The following is a 20242-nucleotide window of genomic DNA, read 5'->3' as shown; positions in this document are numbered from 1 at the left end:
TTACACCGCCTTCCCTTTGAATAGCCCGGTGGGCTTGAACAGCAGCACGATCACGAGGATCACGAAGCTGACCGCAAATTTGTAGTCCGTCGACATCAGCTGCACGAGCCCGTCCGGCTCAAGGCTCTCGGGCAGGGCATGGCCCAGCACCTTCTTCCACGCATAGGTGATCCCGACCTCGCTGAACGCGATGACAAAGCCGCCCGCGATGGCGCCGAGCGGAGAGCCAAGCCCGCCCACGATGGCGGCCGCAAAGATCGGCAGCAGGAGCTGGAAATAGGTGAACGGTTTGTACGACTTATCAAGCCCGTACAGCACGCCCGCGATGGTCACCAGCGCCGCCACGATCACCCATGTGACGCGCTCGACCTTTTCGGGGTTTATGCCGGAGAGCAGCGCGAGATCCTCATTGTCGGAATAGGCCCGCATGGATTTTCCGGTGCGTGTGCGGTTGAGGAACCAGAAGAGCAGGGCAACGACGATCACCGCGACCACCACGGTCAAGCCTTGGGTCGTGCGGATGGCCAGACCCTCCTCCAGACCGCTCCATTCCTTGAAATCCCGCGCCGAGATCAGGAACCGCTCGCCATCGGCAAAGCGTTGATCGTCGGGGCCAAGAATGATCCGCGTGATACCGTTGTAGATGAACATCACGCCGAGCGAGACCATGACGAGGATCACCGGCTTTACCTTTTGCGCCCTGTAGAAGCGATAAACCACCCGGTCCGTCGCCAGCACCAGAACCGCGGTCGCCGCAATCCCGAAGGGCACGGCAAGAAGGGCGGTCGGCAATGGGCCGAGGTTGACGCCCCAGCTCTGGAACAGCCATGTGAACAGGATCACCACCATGGTGCCAAAGGCCATGGTGTCGCCATGGGCAAAGTTGGAGAACCGCAGGATGCCATAGATCAGCGTCACCCCGAGCGCCCCAAGCGCCAGTTGGCTGCCATAGGCGATCGCCGGGATCAGCACGAAGTTGGAAAGCGCCACAAGGGCGTTTAGAAGATCCATCAGTCGATCCCTTCGCAATGACCGGGCCATGTCTGCCCGGATGGGTCTTCGGAATAAAGCGCCGCGCCGTCAGCCCGGATCGTCAGCAACCGCGCGCGGCCATCCGCCGTCTGCAGCCAGAAACCGCGCGTCTCGCCGCTCATGATCGGCTCGGCCTCGAACGACGTCTCGCCAAAACGGACCTGCGTCACTCTGCGGCGCGGCGGATCACCCCGGTCCAGCGGTGGCGCAAACTGGTCCGCATCGATGGTGAAGCGGATCTCTGTGTTATCACAGCGGCGCTCATCACAGGGGCTCTGCAGCATGCAGCGCCAGGTTTCTGCCGCCATGGGAAGCGGTGCCAGCAGCAGCGCGGGCAGAGCCGCTGCCGTGCCGTTGCGACCAAGGACAGCCGCGATTCCGCGCATCATTCCGCCCCCACACATTGGCCGAGGTAGGAGACCATCACCGGACCATCAGAATAATGCACCGTGTAACGCGCCGCCCCATCCGGCGCGACGGTCAGCATATGCCGCGCGTCGAACCCGCCACCGGACAGCACGTAGGCCCCGGCATCGCGCGCGCCCATCATGAAGACATCGCCCGCGTCCGAAGCAATCACCGCTTCCATCATCAGCGTGCCCTGGTCGAGACCGCCGCCATGACCATCCAGCAGGAAGCCAAAACCGCTGTCCTGGCAGCCCTCCGCCTCATAGCACTCGGTCGCAAAGGCACAATTCAGCGCCACGTCCGCCTGCACCGGCGCAGTTTCCACGGTCATCTGCGGCAGCGCGCCGTCCTCGTGCACATCGCCGGGATCGTCTTCGATGATGTCATCCGTGATGGCGTCATCCTGCGCCGAAACAGCCCCCGCCGCGAGGCAAAGCGCCAGCACGCCAACCCCGGCCCAATGCCGGAGCGCATGATCCCCGGTCCCCTGTTTCTTCTCTTTCCAAATACTCACATTCGCCCCCGCCACACGTATCACCCGCCAAGGAACGAGCGGCGAACCTCGTCATTGGCCAGCAGATCCTTGCCCGTCCCGGTGTGCGCATTGGCGCCCTGAACCAGAACATAGCCCTTGTCGGCGATCTCCAGTGCCTGCCGCGCATTCTGTTCCACCATCAGGATCGAAATCCCGGTCCGGGCGACCTCGATGATGCGGTCAAACAGCTCGTCCATGACGATGGGCGAAACCCCGGCTGTCGGCTCATCGAGCATCAACAGCTTCGGCTCTGTCATCAGCGCACGGCCCACGGCCACCTGCTGACGCTGTCCCCCCGACAACTCGCCCGCCGCCTGCAGCCGCTTTTCCTTCAGGATCGGAAACAGATCATAGACCTGCGCCATGGTGGCGCGGTAGTCGTCGCCCCGGATGAAGGCTCCCATCTCAAGGTTTTCTTCCACCGTCATCGAGGTGAAGATATTGGAGGTCTGCGGCACGAACCCCATGCCATGGCGGACCCGCGCCTGCGGGCTCATATCGGTGATGTCTTCCCCGTCGAGCATCACCCGCCCGGACCGCAGGTCCAGCATGCCGAACACCGCCTTCATCGCCGTGGATTTGCCCGCGCCATTCGGCCCGACAATGACGGCGATTTCGCCCTTTTCCACTGCGATCGTGCAATCATGCAGGATATCCGGCCCGGATTTTCCGTAGCCGCCGGTCATGGCCTCGCCAATCAGGAACGGCCCCGGCCCGCCCGGACGCGGCGCACCGCTGCCGCGATAGCCATCTACCGTGCCCATCCCCGCCGCATTGCCGAGGCTGCGGTCGCGGTTGCCGCGATCGTCGTAGGTGCCAGTACTCATGACGCGGCCTCCTTGTTCTTCAAACCGGTGCCCAGGTAGGCCTCGATCACCGCTTCATTGGCCTTGATCTCGGCCAGCGTTCCTTCGGCGAGCTTCTTGCCCTCGGCCATGACGATCACCGGATCACAGATCTTGCCGATGAAATCCATGTCATGCTCGATGACGCAGAAGGTATAGCCGCGCTCCTTGTTCAAACGGATGATCGTGTCCGCGATGGTCATCAGCAGCGTGCGGTTCACGCCCGCGCCCACCTCGTCGAGGAACACGATCTTGGCATCGACCATCATGGTCCGCCCCAGCTCCAGCAGCTTTTTCTGGCCACCGGAGATTGCACCGGCGGGGTGATCGGCCAGATGCGCGATGGTCAGGAAATCCAGCACCTCGTCGGCCTTGGCGCGCAGCGCGCGTTCCTCGTCGGCGATGCGTTTGCGCCCGAACCACGTATTCCACAGCACTTCGCCCGACTGCCCGCCCGGCACCATCATCAGGTTCTCGCGGCAGGACATGGAGGAGAACTCATGCGCGATCTGAAACGTGCGGAGCAACCCTTTGTGGAACAGCGCATGGGGCGGCAGCCCGGTGATGTCCTCGCCATCCATGAACACACGGCCCGATGTCGGCGGCAGGGCACCGGCGATCACGTTGAACAGCGTGGTCTTGCCCGCGCCATTCGGCCCGACAAGCCCGGTGATGGAGCCTGTGGCAATCTCCAAGGAGGCGCCGTCAACGGCACGAAACCCGCCGAAATGGCGGTGAAGGTTCTCAACCCGGATCAATCCATTTTCCCCTGTCGCGGCGCCGTTATCAACGCTCTTTGCTTATGAAGGCGGCGCGGGAATGCCCCGCGCCGCCGAAATGCGCAAGCCCTGAAATCAGGGCTGTGCCATCAGATCAGTGATAGCCCACAACCTTGAGGGCACCATCCTCGATGGTGTACTCGGCATAGGAGCCAGCTGCCTCACCCGGACCCACAAGCTCGACGCCGGTCGCGCCAGCATAGTCGATTTCGCCGCCGCCGGCGAGAATCTCCAGCGCCTTGTCAAGCTCACCCGGCAGGATCACTTCGCCCGGCGCGTTGGCCACGTCGAGGATCTTGCCCGCGTAATCGCCCGGCTCGGCGGAGTTTGCCGCCGCCATGGCCAGCAGGATCAGCGCTGCCGCGTCATAGCTCTCGCCCGCGTAAACGGCGGTGCCGTCGATTCCGGCGGCGCCGGCCATTTCAGCGAACTTCGGGCCACCTTCGTTTTCGGAACCGGCGATCGTGGCGATGGCGCCATCAATGTCAGAGCCGAACCGCTCGGTCAGGCTGTCGCCGACCATGCCGTCACCCAGTGCGAACAGATCGAACGCACCGGTGTCCAGCGAGGCCTGAATGATCCCGGCGCCGCCCTGATCGACATAGCCAAGCACGACAAGCGCATCGCCGCCCGCAGAGGCCAGCGCGCCGACTTCGGCAGAGTAATCGGCCTTGCCGTCCTCATGCGCGGCGGTCAGCGTGACCTCGCCACCGCCATCGGTGAAGTTCTTGTTGAAGGCGTCGGAGAAGCCTTTGCCATAGTCATTGTTGGTATAGGTCACGGCCACCGAATTGATGCCCTTGTCCAGCAGGATCTGCGCCAGAACGGCCCCCTGACGGGCGTCGGACGGGGCGGTGCGGAAGAACAGGCCGTTGTCCTCGGCCTCGGACAGCGCCGGAGAGGTCGCCGACGGCGAGATCATCACCATGCCATTCGGCACGGCGGCATTGGCCAGAACCGCGCCGGTCACGCCGGAGCAATCCGCGCCCATGATGCCCTTGATCCCCTCGGAGGTGATCAGGCGCTCGGCGGCGGCGGTGGCGGCGGCACTGTCGACACAGGTGCTGTCGGCGCGGACCGGCTCGATCATCGCGCCGCCCAGCAGCTTGCCGCTGTCGGTGACTTCGCTCATTGCCATTTCGGCACCCGCAGCCATCGCCGGGGTCAGGCTTTCGATCGGACCGGTAAAGCCGAGGATCACCCCGAGCTTGATCGCGTTTTCATGGCTTTCGGCATAGGCCGCGCCAGCAAGCATCGCGGTGGCGGTTGTCGCCATCAACAGCTTTTTCATGTGGTTTCTCCCTCATTGGAACACTGTGTTCTGGCGTCAGCCTATGCGCGGGTTTTGCAAAAGAAAAGAGGCATCGCATCGCCTGCCGTCCGGTCACATCGCCGTCAGACATGTCTTGTCCGGCGCGCCAAACCGCCCATATGATCCCAAGGAGGTGACCCATGCACAGATTTTCTTTTGTTCTTTTATTCCCGATGCTTGCCGGTGCCGCGATGGCCGGTCCGATTGAAACGCAATCGGGCACGAAACAGGCCACGGTTGTCGTGGAGGGGCTCGACACGCCCTGGGCCTTCGATTTTCTGCCCGATGGCACCATTTTGATCACCCTGCGCGACGGCGCGCTGGTGGCGCAGAAGGGCGAGGATCGCTGGGCGGTGGCCAATCCGCCCAAAGTGCAGGCGGACGGGCAGGGCGGCCTACTCGACATCCTCGTGCCGCGCGATTTTGCCGAGTCGCGCGAGATTTTCGTGACCTATGCCAAGCGCCAGTTTGTCCGTGGCTCCGGCACCGCCGTTTACCGCGCGCGCCTGTCCGAGGATGGCCGCAGCCTGGCCGAGGGCGAGACAATCTTCGAGATCGCCCGCGGCACCGGTGGCGGCTTTCACTTTGGATCGCGCCTGGTGGAATCGCCCGAGGGCACGCTCTTTGTGACCGTCGGGGATCGCGGCAACGACGGACAGGCACAGGATCTGTCGATGCATAACGGCTCTGTCCTGCACATCACCAAGGACGGCAAACCGGTGCCCGGCAATCCGTTTGTGGGCACAGACGGGGCGCAGCCGGAAATCTGGAGCTATGGCCATCGCAATCCGCAAGGTGCCGCGCTTGACGCCGCCGGGCAGCTCTGGACCGTGGAGCATGGCGCGCAGGGCGGCGACGAGATCAACCGCATCACACCCGGCACCAACTACGGCTGGCCGGTGATTTCCTACGGGGTCAATTACAACGGCACGAAGATCGGAGAGGGCACCACAAAGGACGGCATGGCGCAGCCGGTGTTCTTCTGGGATCCGTCCATGGCTCCCTCCGGAATGACCTTCTTCGAGGGCGGGGATTGGGACGGCGACGCCTTTGTCGGCTCGTTGAAATTCGGCTATATCTCGCGTCTTTCGGGCGATCCGCTCCGCGAGGTCGAAAGGATCGAAGGACCGGAAACCGGCCGTGTGCGCGACGTGGCGCAGGGACCGGATGGCAAACTGTGGTTCCTGTCGGTCTACGAGGGCGCGCTCTACCGGCTTGATTGATCCGGGGATCCGGGCGCGCCGGGCAGGGCGCGAAAGACCTGTGCAAATCCAACGGGCCATGACAGCATACCGGCTATTGTGACCCGAAGGAGTTGACCCGATGCGTTTTCTGCAGTCATTTTGCCTCGCCGCCGTTGCCCTGACCACCCCGGCCACCGCGCAGCAGGGCGAGCCGGTCTTTGCCTGCTATGACGACATGCGCGGTGTCATGGACCGGCTGATCACGACCCGCCAGATACAGGATCTGATGCTCCGCTTCGGCGGTGGAGACGAGATGACGGAATCCCAGCTCGACGCGCTCGACGCCTCCGTCGAGCGGCTCTATCCGCAGGACTTCGAAAACGTCGCCACCCTGCGCCGCATCGTGCATGAGAATGGCTTCGTGGAGGAACTTCTGGCCTACTGGACCGGCTACACTTACCTCTATGCCTATGTTTTTTATCACGATCGCGGGGAAGAGGTCGTTTCGATCAACTTTCGCTTCAACAGCGATTACGCAAAGCTGACTGGGCTGTTCTGACGGGACGCATGCAGGCGACGGATTTCGCCGCGCTTGCGCGCGCCGACCGGCGCGGTTCCTGCGGAACCCCGCAAACTGGGGCTCCGCCCCCGGCCTTCGGCCTCCCCCGGGATATTTTGGGACCGGTGAAACGGGCGGCGTCGAGCGCTTTGACGCGGGCGGGTTATTAAAGCGGCCAGGTCTTGTCTCGGCTCGACGCAGATCCCGGGTGTGGTCCGAAGAAACCGGCGATGGATGTCTTCTGTTCCGAATTGCTGGCGGCGGCCGGCAAGCGGGCTTGTACGTCTTGACTCAGACCGACTGGCGCGAGGCGTGGGCGCCGCGTTCGCGGTAGGGCGTCGTGTCGTAATGCGCGCGGTAGCATTTGGAGAAATGCGAGGGCGAGGCAAAGCCGCAAGCCAGCGCCACGTTGATCACACTCATGTCGGTTTGCATCAGCAGGTTGCGCGCCTTTTGCAGCCGCAGTTCCATGTAATAGCGCTTTGGCGAGCGATTCAGGTAGCGCCTGAAGAGCCGTTCGAGCTGGCGCGTGGACATGCCCACATCCCTGGCCAGGATCGAAGGGCTGATCGGTTCTTCGATGTTGGCTTCCATCTTGTGGATGACCTGGCTCAACTTGGGGTGACGCACGCCGATGCGGGTTGGCACCGAGAGCCGCTGCGTGTCCTGATCGGTGCGGATCGAGCTGTAGATCTGCTGATCGGCCACCGCATTGGCCAGCGCTTCGCCATGGTCATTGGCGATCACCTGCAGGAACAGGTCGATGGAAGAGGTGCCGCCCGCCGTGGTCAGCCGGTTGCCGTCGATGGCAAAGACCGATTTGGTCAGGATGACCTCCTCGAACTCCTCCGAAAAGCTGTCCTGATTCTCCCAGTGGATCGTCGCCCGCTTGCCATCCAGAAGCCCGGCCTTGGCCAGCGTATAGGCCGCCGTGCACAATCCGGCAAAGCCGACGCCCTTGCGGGCCTCGCGGCGCAACCAGCCGAGCAGTTTCTTGGTGGTGGCCTCTTGCACCTGCGCGCCGCCGCACAGGACGACCATATCGCCGCGGTTCAGCTCACCAAGGCCATGCTCCGGCTTGAATACTGTGCCGGTGGAACAGCTGACGTCCCCGCCAGTCTCGCCGACCAGCGTCCATTCATACAGCGTCTTGCCAGACATGCGGTTGGCCAGCCGCAAGCAATCCAGCGCCGCCGCGAAACTCAACAGCGTAAAATTCTCCAACAGCACGAAGACGAACCGACGCGGCTTGTCCGGGATCTCGTCGAGCTCGACGATCTTTCGCTGAGAGGGTGGGAGCATCAGGCAGCGTCCTTCCGGCGTCATTCAACAGGCCATGTCCTGTCTTCCCAAGACCTTGGCCACGACCTGCCGGGCGCGTCAAGAGAGGCGCGAAATTTCGTGGTTGGGCCTGCCCGCTGCATTCGCTATAGATCAGGGACGTTAACGCAAACGACCCGAGCTAACCTGAGAGAACCGGAGAAGACCAATGAGCGAGTGGCACAAATCGAACTGGCGCGCCAAACCGCGGGTTCAGATGCCCGACTATACGGATGAGGCCGCGCTGAATGCCGTCGAGGCACAGTTGTCCAAATATCCGCCGCTGGTCTTTGCCGGTGAGGCGCGCACGCTGAAATCGCATCTTGCCGCCGCCGGGCGGGGCGAGGCGTTCCTGTTGCAGGGCGGCGATTGTGCCGAGGCCTTCGATCAGTTCAGCGCCGACGGCATTCGCGACACCTTCAAGGTCATGCTGCAGATGGCCATGGTCCTGACCTATGGTGCCAAGGTGCCGGTGGTGAAGGTCGGCCGCATGGCCGGTCAGTTCGCCAAGCCGCGCTCCGCGCCGACCGAAACGATTGATGGCGTCGAGCTGCCGAGCTATCGCGGCGACATCATCAACGAGCTGGCCTTCACACCGGAATCCCGCATCCCGGACCCCAGGAAGATGTTGCAGGCCTACACGCAGGCCGCCGCCACGCTGAACCTGTTGCGGGCCTTTTCGACCGGTGGTTATGCGGACGTGCATCAGGTGCACCAATGGACGCTGGGCTTTACCGACCGCGACGGCGCTGAAAAGTACCGCGAGATGGCCGCGCGCATCACTGATACACTCGACTTCATCAAGGCGGCGGGCGTGACCGGACAGCAGGCGCACACCCTGCAGGTTGTGGACTTCTACACCAGCCATGAATCGCTGCTGCTGGAATATGAGGAGGCGCTCTGCCGCAACGATTCCACCTCCGGCAAATGGCTGGCAGGGTCCGGCCACATGATCTGGATCGGCGACCGCACCCGCCAGCCCGACGGTGCGCATGTTGAGTTTGCCAGTGGCGTGCTGAACCCGGTTGGCCTGAAATGTGGCCCGACGACCACCGCCGAGGATCTCAAGGTGCTGATGCAAAAGCTCAACCCGGCCAATGAGGCGGGCAAGCTGACGCTGATCGCGCGGTTCGGCGCGGGCAAGGTCGCCGAACACCTGCCGCGCCTGATCAAGGCCGTGCAGGAAGAGGGGGCCAATGTCACCTGGGTCTGTGACCCGATGCATGGCAACACGATCAAATCCGCCACCGGTTACAAGACGCGCCCCTTCGACAGCGTTCTGCGCGAAGTGCGCGAATTCTTCGCGGTGCATGGCGCAGAGGGCACGGTCCCGGGTGGCGTGCATTTCGAGATGACCGGTCAGGACGTCACCGAATGCACCGGCGGTGTGCGGGACGTGACCGAAGAGAACCTCTCGGATCGTTATCATACGGCCTGTGATCCGCGTTTGAACGCGTCGCAATCGCTGGAACTGGCTTTCCTCGTGGCCGAGGAGCTTTCGGGTCGTCGCCAGGCCGCCGCCGAGGCCGCCAACGGCTAAGCTCTTGGCTTGAAATGCGAAAAGCCGCCTGTCCAATCCGGATGGGCGGCTTTTTTCGTGTGCGACGCGGCTTCGAATGGCAACGCGCCGGGGTCATCTCGCCGCCAAGTGCAGCAGACCAGCGGCCGCTTGCCCCGGTCCCGGCGGGCCGTTGCGTGCGATCCTGACAGATCACGGCGCCCTGCGTGGAGCGCCGTGATGTATGTCTTTGATTTTTCTCTAATCTTAGGGATCGGGGCGGAAAACCGATCAGTCGTCGTTCGAGACCACCAGCCGAAGGTGGCCGCGCTGGACTACCGGCGGGCGGGCCTCTGCGTCGGTCTTGACGACGGCGCGGCGTTCGGAGAAGCCGGACCCGACCGAAACCGGCTTTGGCGCGGACATGCGCGGGAGCGGCGCGGGCGCGCCCTGTTCGGCGGGGGTCATTGGCGCTGGCTTGCCCGGATTGGCGATCTTCAGGGCCGGGGTCACGTCGATGCTGACGATGTTGAACCGGCGCGGGGTGCGGCCGATGCGGCCCTGCGTGATGAGCGCCCCAAGCGCGCGGCTGACGTCGCCGAAGTCGGAGCGCAGCGGCAGGATGATCATATGCGCTTCCATGTCGGGCTTGCCAAAGCCGCCCTCGGCCCGCAACTCGACCCTGACGATGGAGGGCTCGGCAAACAGTGCCTCGATGGCGAGGCCGAACTGTTCCCGGTCGGAGGGCGCAATCATCGTCGAGAGCGGCATTCCGGCGATCTGCATCCCCATCAGGTCCGACAGATGTGTGCCCGCAACCCGGATCTTGCCCATGGTCGGTGCGATGCGCTCCATGAGAAAGGCATTCTCAAGTGCGGTTTCCATGCCACGCGGATCGATCTGGCTGCGCAGCGGGATCTGGTCCTCGCCACACAGGCCCATCCAATAGGCCTCGACCGCCCTTACGGGGCCCATCCGCTTTGCCTTTTCCCGATCCGTCATCGAAACCACGTCCCGATCATTGCCACCATTGCCAAACATCGCAGTCACTCCCAGCGTTCGCTCATCCGGCGGGAGCCCCCTGCCACTCGGACGATTTAATCAGTATTGCTGAAACATTACTAGCAGAAGGCTGTCCCAATTTCGCCCCATTTGTGACCAAGAGGTTAACGCCGCGCTAAATTCTCAGCTTTTCAATAGCTTGTGGGTTCCCTGATAATCCTGCGCCATTTCAAGGTGTTAACCTTTCTTAACCGCGGCAGCGCTTGCCTTGCCCGAACGGGGGCGCTACCCCGGAGGCAACAAGTGAAAGGAGGCCGGAATGCGGCAGTCGATGACGGGCTTTGCATCGAGGCAAGACGAGGGTCTTGGCCTGAGATGGACCTGGGAGCTGCGCGGCGTGAATGCCAAGGGGCTGGATCTGCGGCTGCGGCTGCCGGACTGGATCGACGGGCTGGAGGCGCAGGTGCGCGCCCGCGCGGCGGCAGCGCTCACCCGGGGCAACGTGCAAATCGGGCTGCGCATCACCTCGGCCACCGAGGACGGCACACAGCGCCTCGACGAGCCACAGCTTGCCGCCGTGCTCGATGCAATGATGACCATCGAACAGGCAGCCATGTCGCTTGGCCTGTCGCTTGCGCCCTCGACGGCGGCCGATATCGTCGCATTGCGCGGGGTCATGACCGCCGAGGCCCCCGAAATCGACCAAAGCGATCTGACCGCCGTGCTGCTCGCCGATTTCGACGTTGCGCTTGCGGAGTTCATCACCATGCGCCGCGCCGAGGGCGACAAACTCGCCGCCGTGCTGACCCGCCAGACCGAGGAGATCGCGGCGCTGGTCGACGAGGCTGAGGCCCGCGCCGCCGCCCGCGCCCCGGCGCAGGCAGAGCGCCTCAAGGCGCAGCTTGCCCGCGTGATGGAAAACACCGATGGCCTCGACGAGACCCGCATTGCACAGGAACTGGCGCTGCTGGCTACAAAGGCCGATGTGACCGAAGAGATCGACCGCCTGCGCGCCCATGTCACCGCCGCGCGCGATTTGCTGCGCGCCGAGGGGGCGGTCGGGCGCAAGCTCGACTTTCTCATGCAGGAGTTCAACCGCGAGGCCAACACGCTGTGTTCCAAATCGGGTGACGCCGCGTTGACCACAACCGGTCTGGCGCTCAAGACCGTGATCGAGCAGATGCGCGAGCAGGTTCAGAATGTGGAGTAACATGACATGATGCAGCGGCGCGGCCTCCTGATCATCCTGTCCTCGCCGTCCGGCGCGGGCAAATCGACCCTCTCGAAGCGGCTCCTGGCCTGGGACCCGAGCCTGAGCTTTTCGGTCTCCGCGACCACCCGTGCGCCGCGCTCCGGCGAGGTCGACGGAAGCGATTACAATTTCCTGACCGAGACCGAGTTCAAACGCTCCGTGGCCGAGGATGGCATGCTTGAACACGCCCATGTCTTTGGCAATTTCTACGGCAGCCCGCGCCCCCCGGTGCAGGCGGCCATCGACGCCGGGCGCGACGTCCTGTTCGATATCGACTGGCAGGGGGCACAGCAGATCGTCAATTCGGTGTTGGGACAGCACACGCTGTCGATCTTCATCCTGCCCCCCTCCATCGCGGAATTGCGGCGGCGGCTGAAATCGCGCGGCCAGGATTCCGAAGAGGTGATCACCAAGCGCATGCAGAAAAGCTGGGACGAGATCAGCCACTGGGGCAGCTATGATTACGTGCTGGTCAACGACGATCTTGACCGCACCTTCGCCGACCTGCAGACCATTGTCACCGCCACACGCCTGCGCCGGTTGCAGCAGCCGATGCTGGTGACGCATGTGCGCAAGTTGCAAACAGAATTCGAGGAGCTGACATGACGCTGTATTCGCTGGAGGGAGTCGCGCCGGATGTGGCGACGGATGCCTGGATCGCCCCCGATGCCAATGTCATCGGCAAGGTGGTGCTGGAGGCGGGCTCCAGCGTCTGGTTCGGCTGCACGCTGCGTGGTGACAATGAGGAAATCCGCGTCGGCGCGGGCGCCAATGTCCAGGAAAACGTCGTGTGCCACACGGACATGGGCTATCCGCTGGTGATCGGGGCAGGCTGCACCATCGGCCACAAGGTCATGCTGCATGGTTGCACCATCGGCGAAAACACTCTGATCGGCATGGGCGCGACCATCCTCAACGGCGCCAGGATTGGCCGCAACTGCCTGATTGGCGCCGGGGCGCTGGTGACTGAGGGCAAGGAGATCCCGGACGGATCGCTTGTCATGGGGATGCCGGGCAAGGTGGTGCGGCAACTGGACGAGGCCGCCATCGAGGGGCTGAAGGCCTCCGCGCTGAACTACCAAGACAATGCGGCGCGCTTTGCCAGGGGACTGCAGGCGCTCTGAGTGCGTGTTGGATTTTTCCGGACGGACCGTTTTATGATCTGGGGCGCTGCCCCGGTTTTTTGATTTGGGGCGTTGCCCCGGCCTGAGGACGCCCCGGGCTATGCGTCAGGCCAAAGAAAACAGGACAAACCAAGATGAAACCGACCTTGCAACGCCCCGTGGTGCCGATGATCGAAGGCGCGTCGCGCCCGGTGATCTCGCCGATCATGCCCTCTGTCGTTTATGCCTCGGACACGCCTGACGCGCTCGATGCGCAATATGAAGGGCGCACCAAGGGGCACACCTATGCCCGCGAAGGCCATCCCAACGCCGACCTGCTGGCCGCGCGCGTCGATGCGCTCGAAGGCATGGAGAACGGCCTTGTGGTCGGGTCCGGCATGGCGGCGGTGACGGCGGTTCTGATGGGGCTGTGCAAGGCCGGCGATCATGTGGTTGGCGGCAATCAGCTTTATGGCCGCTCGCTGCGGCTCATGGCGGAGGATTTGCCGCGCCTGGGGATACAGACCACTCTGGCCGATCCCTGCGATGTGGCGGCGATGGAGGCGGCACTGCGCCCCGAGACAAAGATTGTGCTGATCGAGGTGGTCTCGAACCCGACGCTGCGCGTTGCCGATCTCGATGGCATCGCGGCGCTGTGCAAGGCGAAGGGCGTTCTGCTGGTGGTCGACAACACCTTTACCACGCCCGCCGCGATCCGGCCTGCGGAGCATGGCGCGGACATCGTCCTGCATTCGGTGACCAAGCTGCTGGCCGGGCATTCGGATGTCACGCTGGGCTGGGTTGCAGCCAAGGACCCGGAGCTGGCACAGCGGATGCGGGTCTTTGCCGTGACCACGGGCCTGACCGCGAGCCCCTTTGACTGCTGGCTTGCCGAGCGCGGCCTGGCCACCTTTGCCCTGCGGTTTCAGCGAACTCAGGAGACCGCGCAGCGGCTCGCCGCGCATCTGGCGGCGCAGCCGGGCGTGACACGGGTGCTCTATCCCACGCGCGCCGATCATCCCGATGCGGCGCGCGCGCAGGGGCTGCTGCAAGGGCAAGGCTGCAACATGGTCAGCTTCGAGATTGCCGGCGGGCGCGCTGCGGCCAATGCCTTTGCACGGGCGGCCGATGGCATCGCCTTTGCGCCCACGCTGGGCGATGTGGGCACCACGCTGTCGCACCCGGCGTCCTCCTCGCACCGCGCCCTGACACCGGAGGGCCGCGCTGCCATCGGCGTGTCCGAAGGGTTTTTCCGGGTCTCGGTCGGGCTCGAAGAGCCGGAGGCGCTGCTGGCCTGCTTTGACGATGGCTTGCGCGCCGCCCGTGAGGCCTGAGCCATGCTGGCGCAGCCCTTTCTCGCCGCGGTGCCGCTTCCGGCCCTGCTGATCCGGCAGAGCGAGCGGGTGGCGGCGGTCAATGACGAGGCAACGCGGCTGCTGGGGCAGGGGTTGGAGGGGCGGCATTTCATCACCGCCCTGCGCCAGCCCGCCTTGCTCGACGCCATCGAGGCCTGCCTGCTGCGCCAGACCCCCGGCACCGCCGACTTCCTGATCAAGGACGGCGATCAGGACACCACCTATCGCGTTACCGTGCGCCCCGTGCCATTGAACGAGGGTGGCTTCGGGGCGCTGTGCTGCTTTCAGGACCTCACCCATCTGGAGCAATCGGACCGGATGCGGCGCGATTTTGTCGCCAATGTCAGCCATGAGCTGCGCACGCCGCTGACCGCCATCATGGGCTTCATCGAAACGCTGAAGGGGCCGGCGGCCAATGATTCGCCCGCCCGTGCGCGCTTTCTCGACATCATGGAGCGTGAGGCGAGCCGGATGAACCGGTTGGTGGGCGACCTGCTGTCGCTGAGCCGTGTGGAGCAGGAAGAGCGCGTCCGCCCCACCGGCCGCGTCGATCCCGCCGAGCTCATCCGCAGCACCGTGCACGGGCTTGAACAGCTTGCCGACGAGGCGGGTGTGGATCTGACTTCGGAACTGCCAGAGACGGCCTTCGAGATCGTCGGCGACGCCGACCAGCTCCGCCAGGTGCTCACGAACCTGATCGAGAACGCCATCAAGTATTCCGGCAAGGGGGCCGCCGTCACGCTGCGCCTGACCGCGCCGGAGTTCCGGCCCCGGCTGCGCAGCGAGGGGATTCGCATCGACGTGCAGGACACTGGCCCCGGCATCGAGCCGCTGCACATTCCGCGCCTGACCGAGCGGTTTTACCGTGTCGACAGCCACCGCTCGCGCGAGAAGGGCGGAACGGGACTTGGCCTTGCGATTGTGAAACACATCGTCTCGCGTCATCGCGGTCGGCTCACGGTCGACAGCACATTGGGCAAAGGCACCTGTTTTTCCGTGATTCTACCCGTCGGCTGACCGGGCGCGCGCCTTTCGGGCAACCAGGCGGGCACACCGGTGCCGCGCGCCGTCACGCGCGCTTTGCGCCGTGCACAGACAACCGCGCCTGCGGGAAACGTCGCGCAAATCGAACACTGTCATAAAACCGTTACGCAAGTGTCACAAAAGCATTGCGCGGCCCCCTTAGGACGCCCCTTAAGGCGGCATCAAGGGGATGGCCGCCACGAGACTTCAGGAGTTCGACATGAACATCAAGCTCACCGCTTCCGTGCTGGCCATCGCGGCCGCCGCAACCTCCGCTGCTGCCCGTGACAACGTGCAGGTCGCCGGTTCTTCGACCGTGCTGCCCTACGCGTCCATCGTGGCCGAAGCCTTCGGCGAAAACTTTGACTTCCCGACACCGGTCGTGGAATCGGGCGGCTCCTCCGCGGGCCTCAAGCGTTTCTGCCAAGGTGTCGGCGAAGAGCACACCGACATCGCCAACGCCTCCCGCGCCATCCGCGAGAAGGAAATCGCGGCCTGTGCCGAGAACGGCGTGACTGACATCATCGAAGTGCGCATCGGCTATGACGGCATCGTCTTTGCATCGCAGCTCGACGGCCCGGCCTACACCGCCTTCACCCCGTCCGACCTGTTCAACGCCCTGGCGCCGAAGGTTGTTGTCGATGGCGAACTGGTCGACAACCCCTATACCCAGTGGGCCGACTTCAACGCCGACCTGCCGGCCGAAGACATCCTCGCCTTCATCCCGGGCACCAAGCACGGCACCCGTGAAGTCTTTGAAGAGAAGGTGATCGCAGCGGGCTGTGAAGCCACCGGCGCCATGGAAGCCATGATCGCTTCGGGCATGTCCGAGGACGACGCAGAGGATGCCTGCCTCGCGGTGCGCACCGACGGCAAGTCCGTGGACATCGACGGCGACTACACTGAGACGCTCGCCTCCATCGAAGCCAACACCAACGCCATCGGCGTCTTTGGCCTCGCGTTCTACGAGAACAACACCGACACGCTGAAGGTCGCCACCATGGACGGCGTCGAGCCGACCACCGAGACCATCGCCGCCGGTGATTACCCGGTCTCCCGCCCGCTGTACTTCTACATCAAGAAGGCACACATCGGCGTCATCCCGGGCTTGAAAGAGTATGCCACGTTCTTCGTCTCCGACGAGATCGCAGGTCCCGACGGCCCGCTCTCCGAGTACGGCCTCGTCTCCGATCCGGAGCTGGCACAGACCCAGGGCATCGTCGCTGACGAAGTGACCATGAACGAAGGCATGTAATCTGCCGGACCGGCCTTCCCCAGGCCGGACATGCAGGGGGCGGCATATTCCGCCGCCCCCTCACTCTTTTAGACCCTTTTCCCAAACCAGACCGCAACACACGGGGGGCATATGCCTTTACTCTGGCTCATCGTCATCGTGCTCGGGATAGCCGCCGCCGGATACATCCTTGGCCGCACCCGCGCCCTCGCCAGCGCCGGCGGAGAGATCCGCCAAATGCACTCGCTGCCCAGTTACTACGGCGCCAATGTGGCGATGAAGGCAGTCGTACCGGCCTTCCTGCTGCTGGTCCTCTGGCTGATCGTTCAGCCGATCTGGATCAACATGTCGGTCTCCGGCATGATCCCCGAAACCGAGATCGCAGAGGGCTCGAACCTCGGGCTCGTCATGGCGGAGGTGCGCCGCACCGCCGACGGCCTCGACGCTGCCACCGCTGCGGGACTGATGACCCAGACAACCGCCAGCGGCAGCGACGCCGCCGCCGTGACGCAGGGGCTCAAGGACGCAGGGCAGGTTGTCACCTCCGAACTGACCGGGCCGGTTCTCGCCGCCGCGCAGGCCTATCGCTCCGAAAACGCAACGGCCACGCTGGTCATGGCGATTGCCGTGCTCGTCGTTGCCCTGGCGGGGCTCGGGTTTGGTCTCAAGGACGCGCATTTCGACTTCCGTGCCCGGAACACCGTGGAAAAGGGCATCAAGGCGCTGCTGATTGCCGCCGCCTCCATCGCGGTGCTGACGACCATCGGCATCGTGCTTTCGCTGATCTTCAACACCATCGAGTTCTTCCGCCTCTATCCGGCCGCTGACTTCTTCATGCTGCTGGATTGGTCGCCGAGCTTCTCGGGCCGGGGTGGATCGTCCTCGCTTGGCATTCTGCCGCTGCTCTGGGGCACGCTCTACATCAGCTTTGTCGCGTTGCTTGTCGCCGTGCCCATCGGCCTCTTCGCCGCCGTCTACCTGTCGGAATATGCCGGACCCAAGGTCCGCGCGATTGCCAAGCCGCTGCTGGAAATCCTCGCCGGCATCCCGACGATCGTCTACGGTCTGTTTGCGCTGCTGACGATCGGGCCGATCCTGCTCAGCGTCTTTGGCGACGACGGGCTGGGCTGGATGCAGGGGCAGCGCGCGGTGATGACCGCCGGGATCGCCATGGGCATCATGCTGATCCCCTTCGTCTCTTCGCTGTCCGATGACATCATCAACGCCGTGCCGCAGTCGATGCGCGATGGCTCCTACGGGCTTGGCGCGACCAAATCCGAAACCATCAAACAGGTGATCCTGCCTGCCGCGCTTCCGGGCATCGTCGGCGCCGTTCTCCTGGCCGCCTCGCGCGCCATCGGCGAGACGATGATCGTGGTGCTCGGGGCAGGGGCCGCCGCCCGGCTTTCGCTCAATCCGTTCGAGGCCATGACCACCGTGACCGCCAAGATCGTCAGCCAGCTGACCGGCGACAGCGATTTCGCCTCGCCCGAGGCTCTGGTCGCCTTTGCCCTTGGCATGTCCCTCTTTGTCCTGACGCTGGGGCTCAACGTTCTCGCACTCTACATCGTGCGCAAATACCGGGAGCAGTACGACTGATGACCGACGCATCCATCAATCCCGCCGCCGACACGCCGCGCCGCCATGGCTCGCTGACGACGGCCGACGCGCGCACCACCAAGCGCAACGCGTCCGAAAAGCGCTTCCGCCTCTACGGGCTGGCCGCGATCGGAGCAGGGATCTTCTTCCTGCTGGTCCTGATCGGCGCCATCCTGTCCTCCGGTGTCGGTGCGTTCCAGCAGACCTTCATCACCGTGCCGGTCTATCTCGACCCGGCCAAGCTCGACAAGTCCGGCAACCGCGATCCCGAGGAGATGGCCAAGGTCTCGACCTTTGGCTACAACCCGCTCATCGAGCAGGCGATCTTTGCCGCCGTTACCGATGCGGGCATCGAAACCCCGCTGAGCAAATCCAAAGACATGAAGGCGCTCCTGTCTGCCTCTGCCGCCGCGCAGGTGCGTGATGTGGTGCTGGCCAACCCCGATCTTGTGGGCGAGACCGTCGAGTTTCGCATGCTCGCGGCCTCCCGCGTCGATGGCTACCTCAAGGGCCGGGTGAACCGCGAAGACGTCGTCCGCGACAAGAACATCGATGCCGAACACCTGGATCTGACCGACGCGCTGGTTGAGCGCGGCGTGATCGCCAAGACGTTCAACGCCGGTTTCGTCTTCGGAGCCGACGCCTCTGAATCGCGCCCCGAACAGGCGGGGATCGGCGTGTCCATGCTCGGCTCCTTCTTCATGATGATCGTGGTGCTTGTGCTCTCGCTGCCCATCGGCGTCGCCGCCTCGATCTACCTCGAAGAATTCGCCCCGCAAAACCGCTGGACCGACCTGATCGAGGTGAACATCTCCAACCTCGCCGCCGTGCCTTCGATCGTCTTCGGCATTCTCGGCCTCGCCGTGTTCATCCAGTTCGCCCACCTGCCGCAATCCGCACCGTTGGTCGGCGGCCTCGTGCTGACGCTGATGACGCTGCCGACGATCATCATCTCGACCCGCGCCTCACTCAAGGCCGTGCCGCCCTCGATCCGCGATGCCGCGCTTGGTATCGGCGCGTCGAAGATGCAGGCCACCTTTCACCACGTGCTGCCGCTGGCCATGCCGGGCATCCTGACCGGGACCATCATCGGCCTCGCGCAGGCGCTTGGGGAAACCGCGCCGCTGCTGCTCATCGGCATGGTCGGCTATATCGCTACGAACGTGCCCGACGGCATCGCGGAGGGCTTCCTGTCGCCCAATTCCGCCATGCCCGCCCAGATCTACGAATGGGCGAAACGCGCCGACCCGGCCTACTACGAACGCGCCTGGGGCGGCATCATCATCCTTCTGGTCTTCCTTCTGACCATGAACCTCATCGCCATTCTGCTGCGCCGCCGTTTCGAGCGCCGCTGGTAAAAGGCCGCGCGCTTTGAGCGCCACCGTTAAAGGGGTATACCCATGTACGACGCACCGCTATTTACGGAGAGAGACGTGACCGCAAAAGACATCAAGATCGGCGCGCGCGGCGTTCAGGTCTATTACGGCGATACACACGCCATCAAGGACGTGGACGTCGATATCGAAGACAAGACCGTGACCGCCTTCATCGGCCCCTCCGGCTGTGGCAAGTCGACGTTCCTGCGCACACTCAACCGTATGAACGACACCATCGACATCTGCCGCGTCGAAGGCCGGATCGAGATCGACGGAGAGGACATCTACGACAAGCGTGTCGACCCCGTGCAGCTGCGCGCCAAGGTCGGCATGGTGTTCCAGAAGCCCAACCCCTTCCCGAAGTCGATCTACGACAATGTCGCCTACGGCCCGCGCATCCACGGTCTGGCCAAGAACAAGGCGGAGCTGGACGAGATCGTCGAAACCGCGCTCAAACGCGGTGCGATCTGGAACGAGGTCAAGGATCGCCTGCACGCGCCGGGCACCGGCCTTTCCGGTGGCCAGCAACAGCGCCTGTGCATCGCCCGCGCCGTGGCCACCGAACCCGAGGTGCTGCTGATGGACGAGCCATGCTCCGCGCTCGACCCCATCGCCACGGCCCAGGTCGAAGAGCTTATCGACGAGCTGCGCCAGAACTATTCGGTGGTCATCGTCACCCACTCGATGCAGCAGGCGGCCCGCGTCAGCCAGAAAACCGCCTTCTTCCACCTCGGCAATCTCGTGGAATTCGGCGAGACCGGCACCATCTTCACCAACCCCGTAGACCCAAGGACCGAGTCCTACATCACCGGACGGATTGGATAAT

General features: G+C 64.0%; 20 protein-coding genes. 12 read left to right on the top strand and 8 right to left on the bottom strand.

What is annotated here, in order from left to right; all coding sequences use genetic code 11:
• The 6 genes from ACN2XU_RS17895 to ACN2XU_RS17870 form a co-directional block, all read right to left on the bottom strand.
• The gene (locus tag ACN2XU_RS17895; RefSeq protein ID WP_419411827.1) at positions 1–1011 is read right to left on the bottom strand and encodes a branched-chain amino acid ABC transporter permease; all 1011 of its coding nucleotides are present in this window, start codon (positions 1009–1011) and stop codon (positions 1–3) included.
• Positions 1011–1421, bottom strand: coding sequence for a hypothetical protein (locus ACN2XU_RS17890; RefSeq protein ID WP_419411826.1), 411 nt, complete (start codon positions 1419–1421; stop codon positions 1011–1013). The genes ACN2XU_RS17895 and ACN2XU_RS17890 overlap by 1 nt, the downstream gene beginning before the upstream one ends.
• Complete coding sequence (locus ACN2XU_RS17885) at positions 1418–1954, bottom strand: hypothetical protein (protein ID WP_419411825.1); 537 nt, start codon at positions 1952–1954, stop codon at positions 1418–1420. Before ACN2XU_RS17885 ends, ACN2XU_RS17890 begins: the two co-directional genes overlap by 4 nt.
• Positions 1955–1974: 20 nt before the next feature.
• Positions 1975–2802 (bottom strand): ABC transporter ATP-binding protein, encoded by an 828-nt coding sequence (locus tag ACN2XU_RS17880; protein ID WP_419411824.1) that lies wholly within the window; start codon positions 2800–2802, stop codon positions 1975–1977.
• Positions 2799–3578, bottom strand: a complete 780-nt coding sequence (locus ACN2XU_RS17875; RefSeq protein ID WP_419411823.1) for an ABC transporter ATP-binding protein — start codon at positions 3576–3578, stop codon at positions 2799–2801. Before ACN2XU_RS17875 ends, ACN2XU_RS17880 begins: the two co-directional genes overlap by 4 nt.
• A 115-nt stretch (positions 3579–3693) precedes the next feature.
• Entirely contained in the window at positions 3694–4890 is a 1197-nt protein-coding gene (locus ACN2XU_RS17870; RefSeq protein ID WP_419411822.1) for an ABC transporter substrate-binding protein, read from the bottom strand.
• A 161-nt stretch (positions 4891–5051) separates the two neighbouring features.
• Here ACN2XU_RS17870 and ACN2XU_RS17865 point away from each other — a divergent pair, with 161 nt between their 5' ends.
• On the top strand, positions 5052–6134 hold the full coding sequence (locus ACN2XU_RS17865; protein ID WP_419411821.1) for a PQQ-dependent sugar dehydrogenase: 1083 nt from the start codon (positions 5052–5054) through the stop codon (positions 6132–6134).
• Positions 6135–6234: 100 nt separating this feature from the next.
• The gene (locus tag ACN2XU_RS17860; RefSeq protein ID WP_419411820.1) at positions 6235–6654 is read left to right on the top strand and encodes a hypothetical protein; all 420 of its coding nucleotides are present in this window, start codon (positions 6235–6237) and stop codon (positions 6652–6654) included.
• Positions 6655–6945: 291 nt separating this feature from the next.
• On the opposite strand, the gene ACN2XU_RS17855 is transcribed toward ACN2XU_RS17860, so the two are convergent.
• Positions 6946–7956, bottom strand: a complete 1011-nt coding sequence (locus ACN2XU_RS17855) for a GlxA family transcriptional regulator (RefSeq protein WP_419411819.1) — start codon at positions 7954–7956, stop codon at positions 6946–6948.
• A 187-nt stretch (positions 7957–8143) separates the two neighbouring features.
• Between ACN2XU_RS17855 and ACN2XU_RS17850 the strand changes: the two genes are divergently transcribed.
• Positions 8144–9514, top strand: coding sequence for a class II 3-deoxy-7-phosphoheptulonate synthase (locus ACN2XU_RS17850; protein ID WP_419411818.1), 1371 nt, complete (start codon positions 8144–8146; stop codon positions 9512–9514).
• Positions 9515–9763: 249 nt separating this feature from the next.
• Here ACN2XU_RS17850 and ACN2XU_RS17845 read toward each other — a convergent pair whose 3' ends face one another.
• Positions 9764–10513 (bottom strand): PAS domain-containing protein, encoded by a 750-nt coding sequence (locus tag ACN2XU_RS17845; protein ID WP_419411847.1) that lies wholly within the window; start codon positions 10511–10513, stop codon positions 9764–9766.
• A 280-nt stretch (positions 10514–10793) separates the two neighbouring features.
• On the opposite strand from ACN2XU_RS17845, the gene ACN2XU_RS17840 reads away from it, so the two are divergent.
• The 9 genes from ACN2XU_RS17840 to pstB all read left to right on the top strand — a co-directional run bounded on the left by ACN2XU_RS17840 (position 10794) and on the right by pstB (position 20241).
• A complete protein-coding gene (locus ACN2XU_RS17840) occupies positions 10794–11684 on the top strand; it encodes a YicC/YloC family endoribonuclease (protein WP_419411817.1) in 891 nt (296 codons plus the stop codon).
• Between the two features lie 6 nt (positions 11685–11690).
• Positions 11691–12332: a guanylate kinase gene (gene gmk / locus ACN2XU_RS17835; RefSeq protein ID WP_419411816.1), complete on the top strand. Its 642-nt coding sequence runs from the start codon at positions 11691–11693 to the stop codon at positions 12330–12332.
• The gene (locus ACN2XU_RS17830; RefSeq protein ID WP_419411815.1) at positions 12329–12850 is read left to right on the top strand and encodes a gamma carbonic anhydrase family protein; all 522 of its coding nucleotides are present in this window, start codon (positions 12329–12331) and stop codon (positions 12848–12850) included. The genes gmk and ACN2XU_RS17830 overlap by 4 nt, the downstream gene beginning before the upstream one ends.
• 134 nt (positions 12851–12984) lie before the next feature.
• Positions 12985–14163 (top strand): trans-sulfuration enzyme family protein, encoded by a 1179-nt coding sequence (locus ACN2XU_RS17825; RefSeq protein WP_419411814.1) that lies wholly within the window; start codon positions 12985–12987, stop codon positions 14161–14163.
• A 3-nt stretch (positions 14164–14166) separates the two neighbouring features.
• Positions 14167–15201, top strand: coding sequence for a sensor histidine kinase (locus tag ACN2XU_RS17820; protein WP_419411813.1), 1035 nt, complete (start codon positions 14167–14169; stop codon positions 15199–15201).
• A 226-nt stretch (positions 15202–15427) separates the two neighbouring features.
• A complete protein-coding gene (locus ACN2XU_RS17815; RefSeq protein WP_419411812.1) occupies positions 15428–16462 on the top strand; it encodes a PstS family phosphate ABC transporter substrate-binding protein in 1035 nt (344 codons plus the stop codon).
• A gap of 111 nt (positions 16463–16573) precedes the next feature.
• A complete protein-coding gene (pstC, locus tag ACN2XU_RS17810; RefSeq protein ID WP_419411811.1) occupies positions 16574–18040 on the top strand; it encodes a phosphate ABC transporter permease subunit PstC in 1467 nt (488 codons plus the stop codon).
• Complete coding sequence (pstA, locus tag ACN2XU_RS17805) at positions 18040–19398, top strand: phosphate ABC transporter permease PstA (protein WP_419411810.1); 1359 nt, start codon at positions 18040–18042, stop codon at positions 19396–19398. Before pstC ends, pstA begins: the two co-directional genes overlap by 1 nt.
• Positions 19399–19440: 42 nt before the next feature.
• Entirely contained in the window at positions 19441–20241 is an 801-nt protein-coding gene (gene pstB / locus ACN2XU_RS17800) for a phosphate ABC transporter ATP-binding protein PstB (RefSeq protein WP_419411809.1), read from the top strand.
• Position 20242: the final 1 nt, after the last annotated feature.

This window comes from Pacificoceanicola niger, from assembly GCF_048553275.1.
Classification (GTDB): Bacteria; Pseudomonadota; Alphaproteobacteria; order Rhodobacterales; family Rhodobacteraceae; genus Pacificoceanicola.
Note: the sequence above shows the minus strand (reverse complement) of the source record. Positions and strands in the feature narration are given on the sequence as shown.

Bases quoted from the DNA above. Each gene is read 5' to 3' on its own strand.
- ACN2XU_RS17895 (WP_419411827.1), bottom strand. From the start codon at position 1,011: ATGGATCTTCTAAACGCCCTTGTGGCGCTTTCCAACTTCGTGCTGATC.
- ACN2XU_RS17890 (WP_419411826.1), bottom strand. From the start codon at position 1,421: ATGATGCGCGGAATCGCGGCTGTCCTTGGTCGCAACGGCACGGCAGCG.
- ACN2XU_RS17880 (WP_419411824.1), bottom strand. From the start codon at position 2,802: ATGAGTACTGGCACCTACGACGATCGCGGCAACCGCGACCGCAGCCTC.
- ACN2XU_RS17870 (WP_419411822.1), bottom strand. From the start codon at position 4,890: ATGAAAAAGCTGTTGATGGCGACAACCGCCACCGCGATGCTTGCTGGC.
- ACN2XU_RS17865 (WP_419411821.1), top strand. From the start codon at position 5,052: ATGCACAGATTTTCTTTTGTTCTTTTATTCCCGATGCTTGCCGGTGCC.
- ACN2XU_RS17860 (WP_419411820.1), top strand. From the start codon at position 6,235: ATGCGTTTTCTGCAGTCATTTTGCCTCGCCGCCGTTGCCCTGACCACC.
- ACN2XU_RS17855 (WP_419411819.1), bottom strand. From the start codon at position 7,956: ATGCTCCCACCCTCTCAGCGAAAGATCGTCGAGCTCGACGAGATCCCG.
- ACN2XU_RS17850 (WP_419411818.1), top strand. From the start codon at position 8,144: ATGAGCGAGTGGCACAAATCGAACTGGCGCGCCAAACCGCGGGTTCAG.
- ACN2XU_RS17845 (WP_419411847.1), bottom strand. From the start codon at position 10,513: ATGTTTGGCAATGGTGGCAATGATCGGGACGTGGTTTCGATGACGGAT.
- ACN2XU_RS17840 (WP_419411817.1), top strand. From the start codon at position 10,794: ATGCGGCAGTCGATGACGGGCTTTGCATCGAGGCAAGACGAGGGTCTT.
- gmk (WP_419411816.1), top strand. From the start codon at position 11,691: ATGATGCAGCGGCGCGGCCTCCTGATCATCCTGTCCTCGCCGTCCGGC.
- ACN2XU_RS17830 (WP_419411815.1), top strand. From the start codon at position 12,329: ATGACGCTGTATTCGCTGGAGGGAGTCGCGCCGGATGTGGCGACGGAT.
- ACN2XU_RS17825 (WP_419411814.1), top strand. From the start codon at position 12,985: ATGAAACCGACCTTGCAACGCCCCGTGGTGCCGATGATCGAAGGCGCG.
- ACN2XU_RS17820 (WP_419411813.1), top strand. From the start codon at position 14,167: ATGCTGGCGCAGCCCTTTCTCGCCGCGGTGCCGCTTCCGGCCCTGCTG.
- ACN2XU_RS17815 (WP_419411812.1), top strand. From the start codon at position 15,428: ATGAACATCAAGCTCACCGCTTCCGTGCTGGCCATCGCGGCCGCCGCA.
- pstC (WP_419411811.1), top strand. From the start codon at position 16,574: ATGCCTTTACTCTGGCTCATCGTCATCGTGCTCGGGATAGCCGCCGCC.
- pstA (WP_419411810.1), top strand. From the start codon at position 18,040: ATGACCGACGCATCCATCAATCCCGCCGCCGACACGCCGCGCCGCCAT.
- pstB (WP_419411809.1), top strand. From the start codon at position 19,441: ATGTACGACGCACCGCTATTTACGGAGAGAGACGTGACCGCAAAAGAC.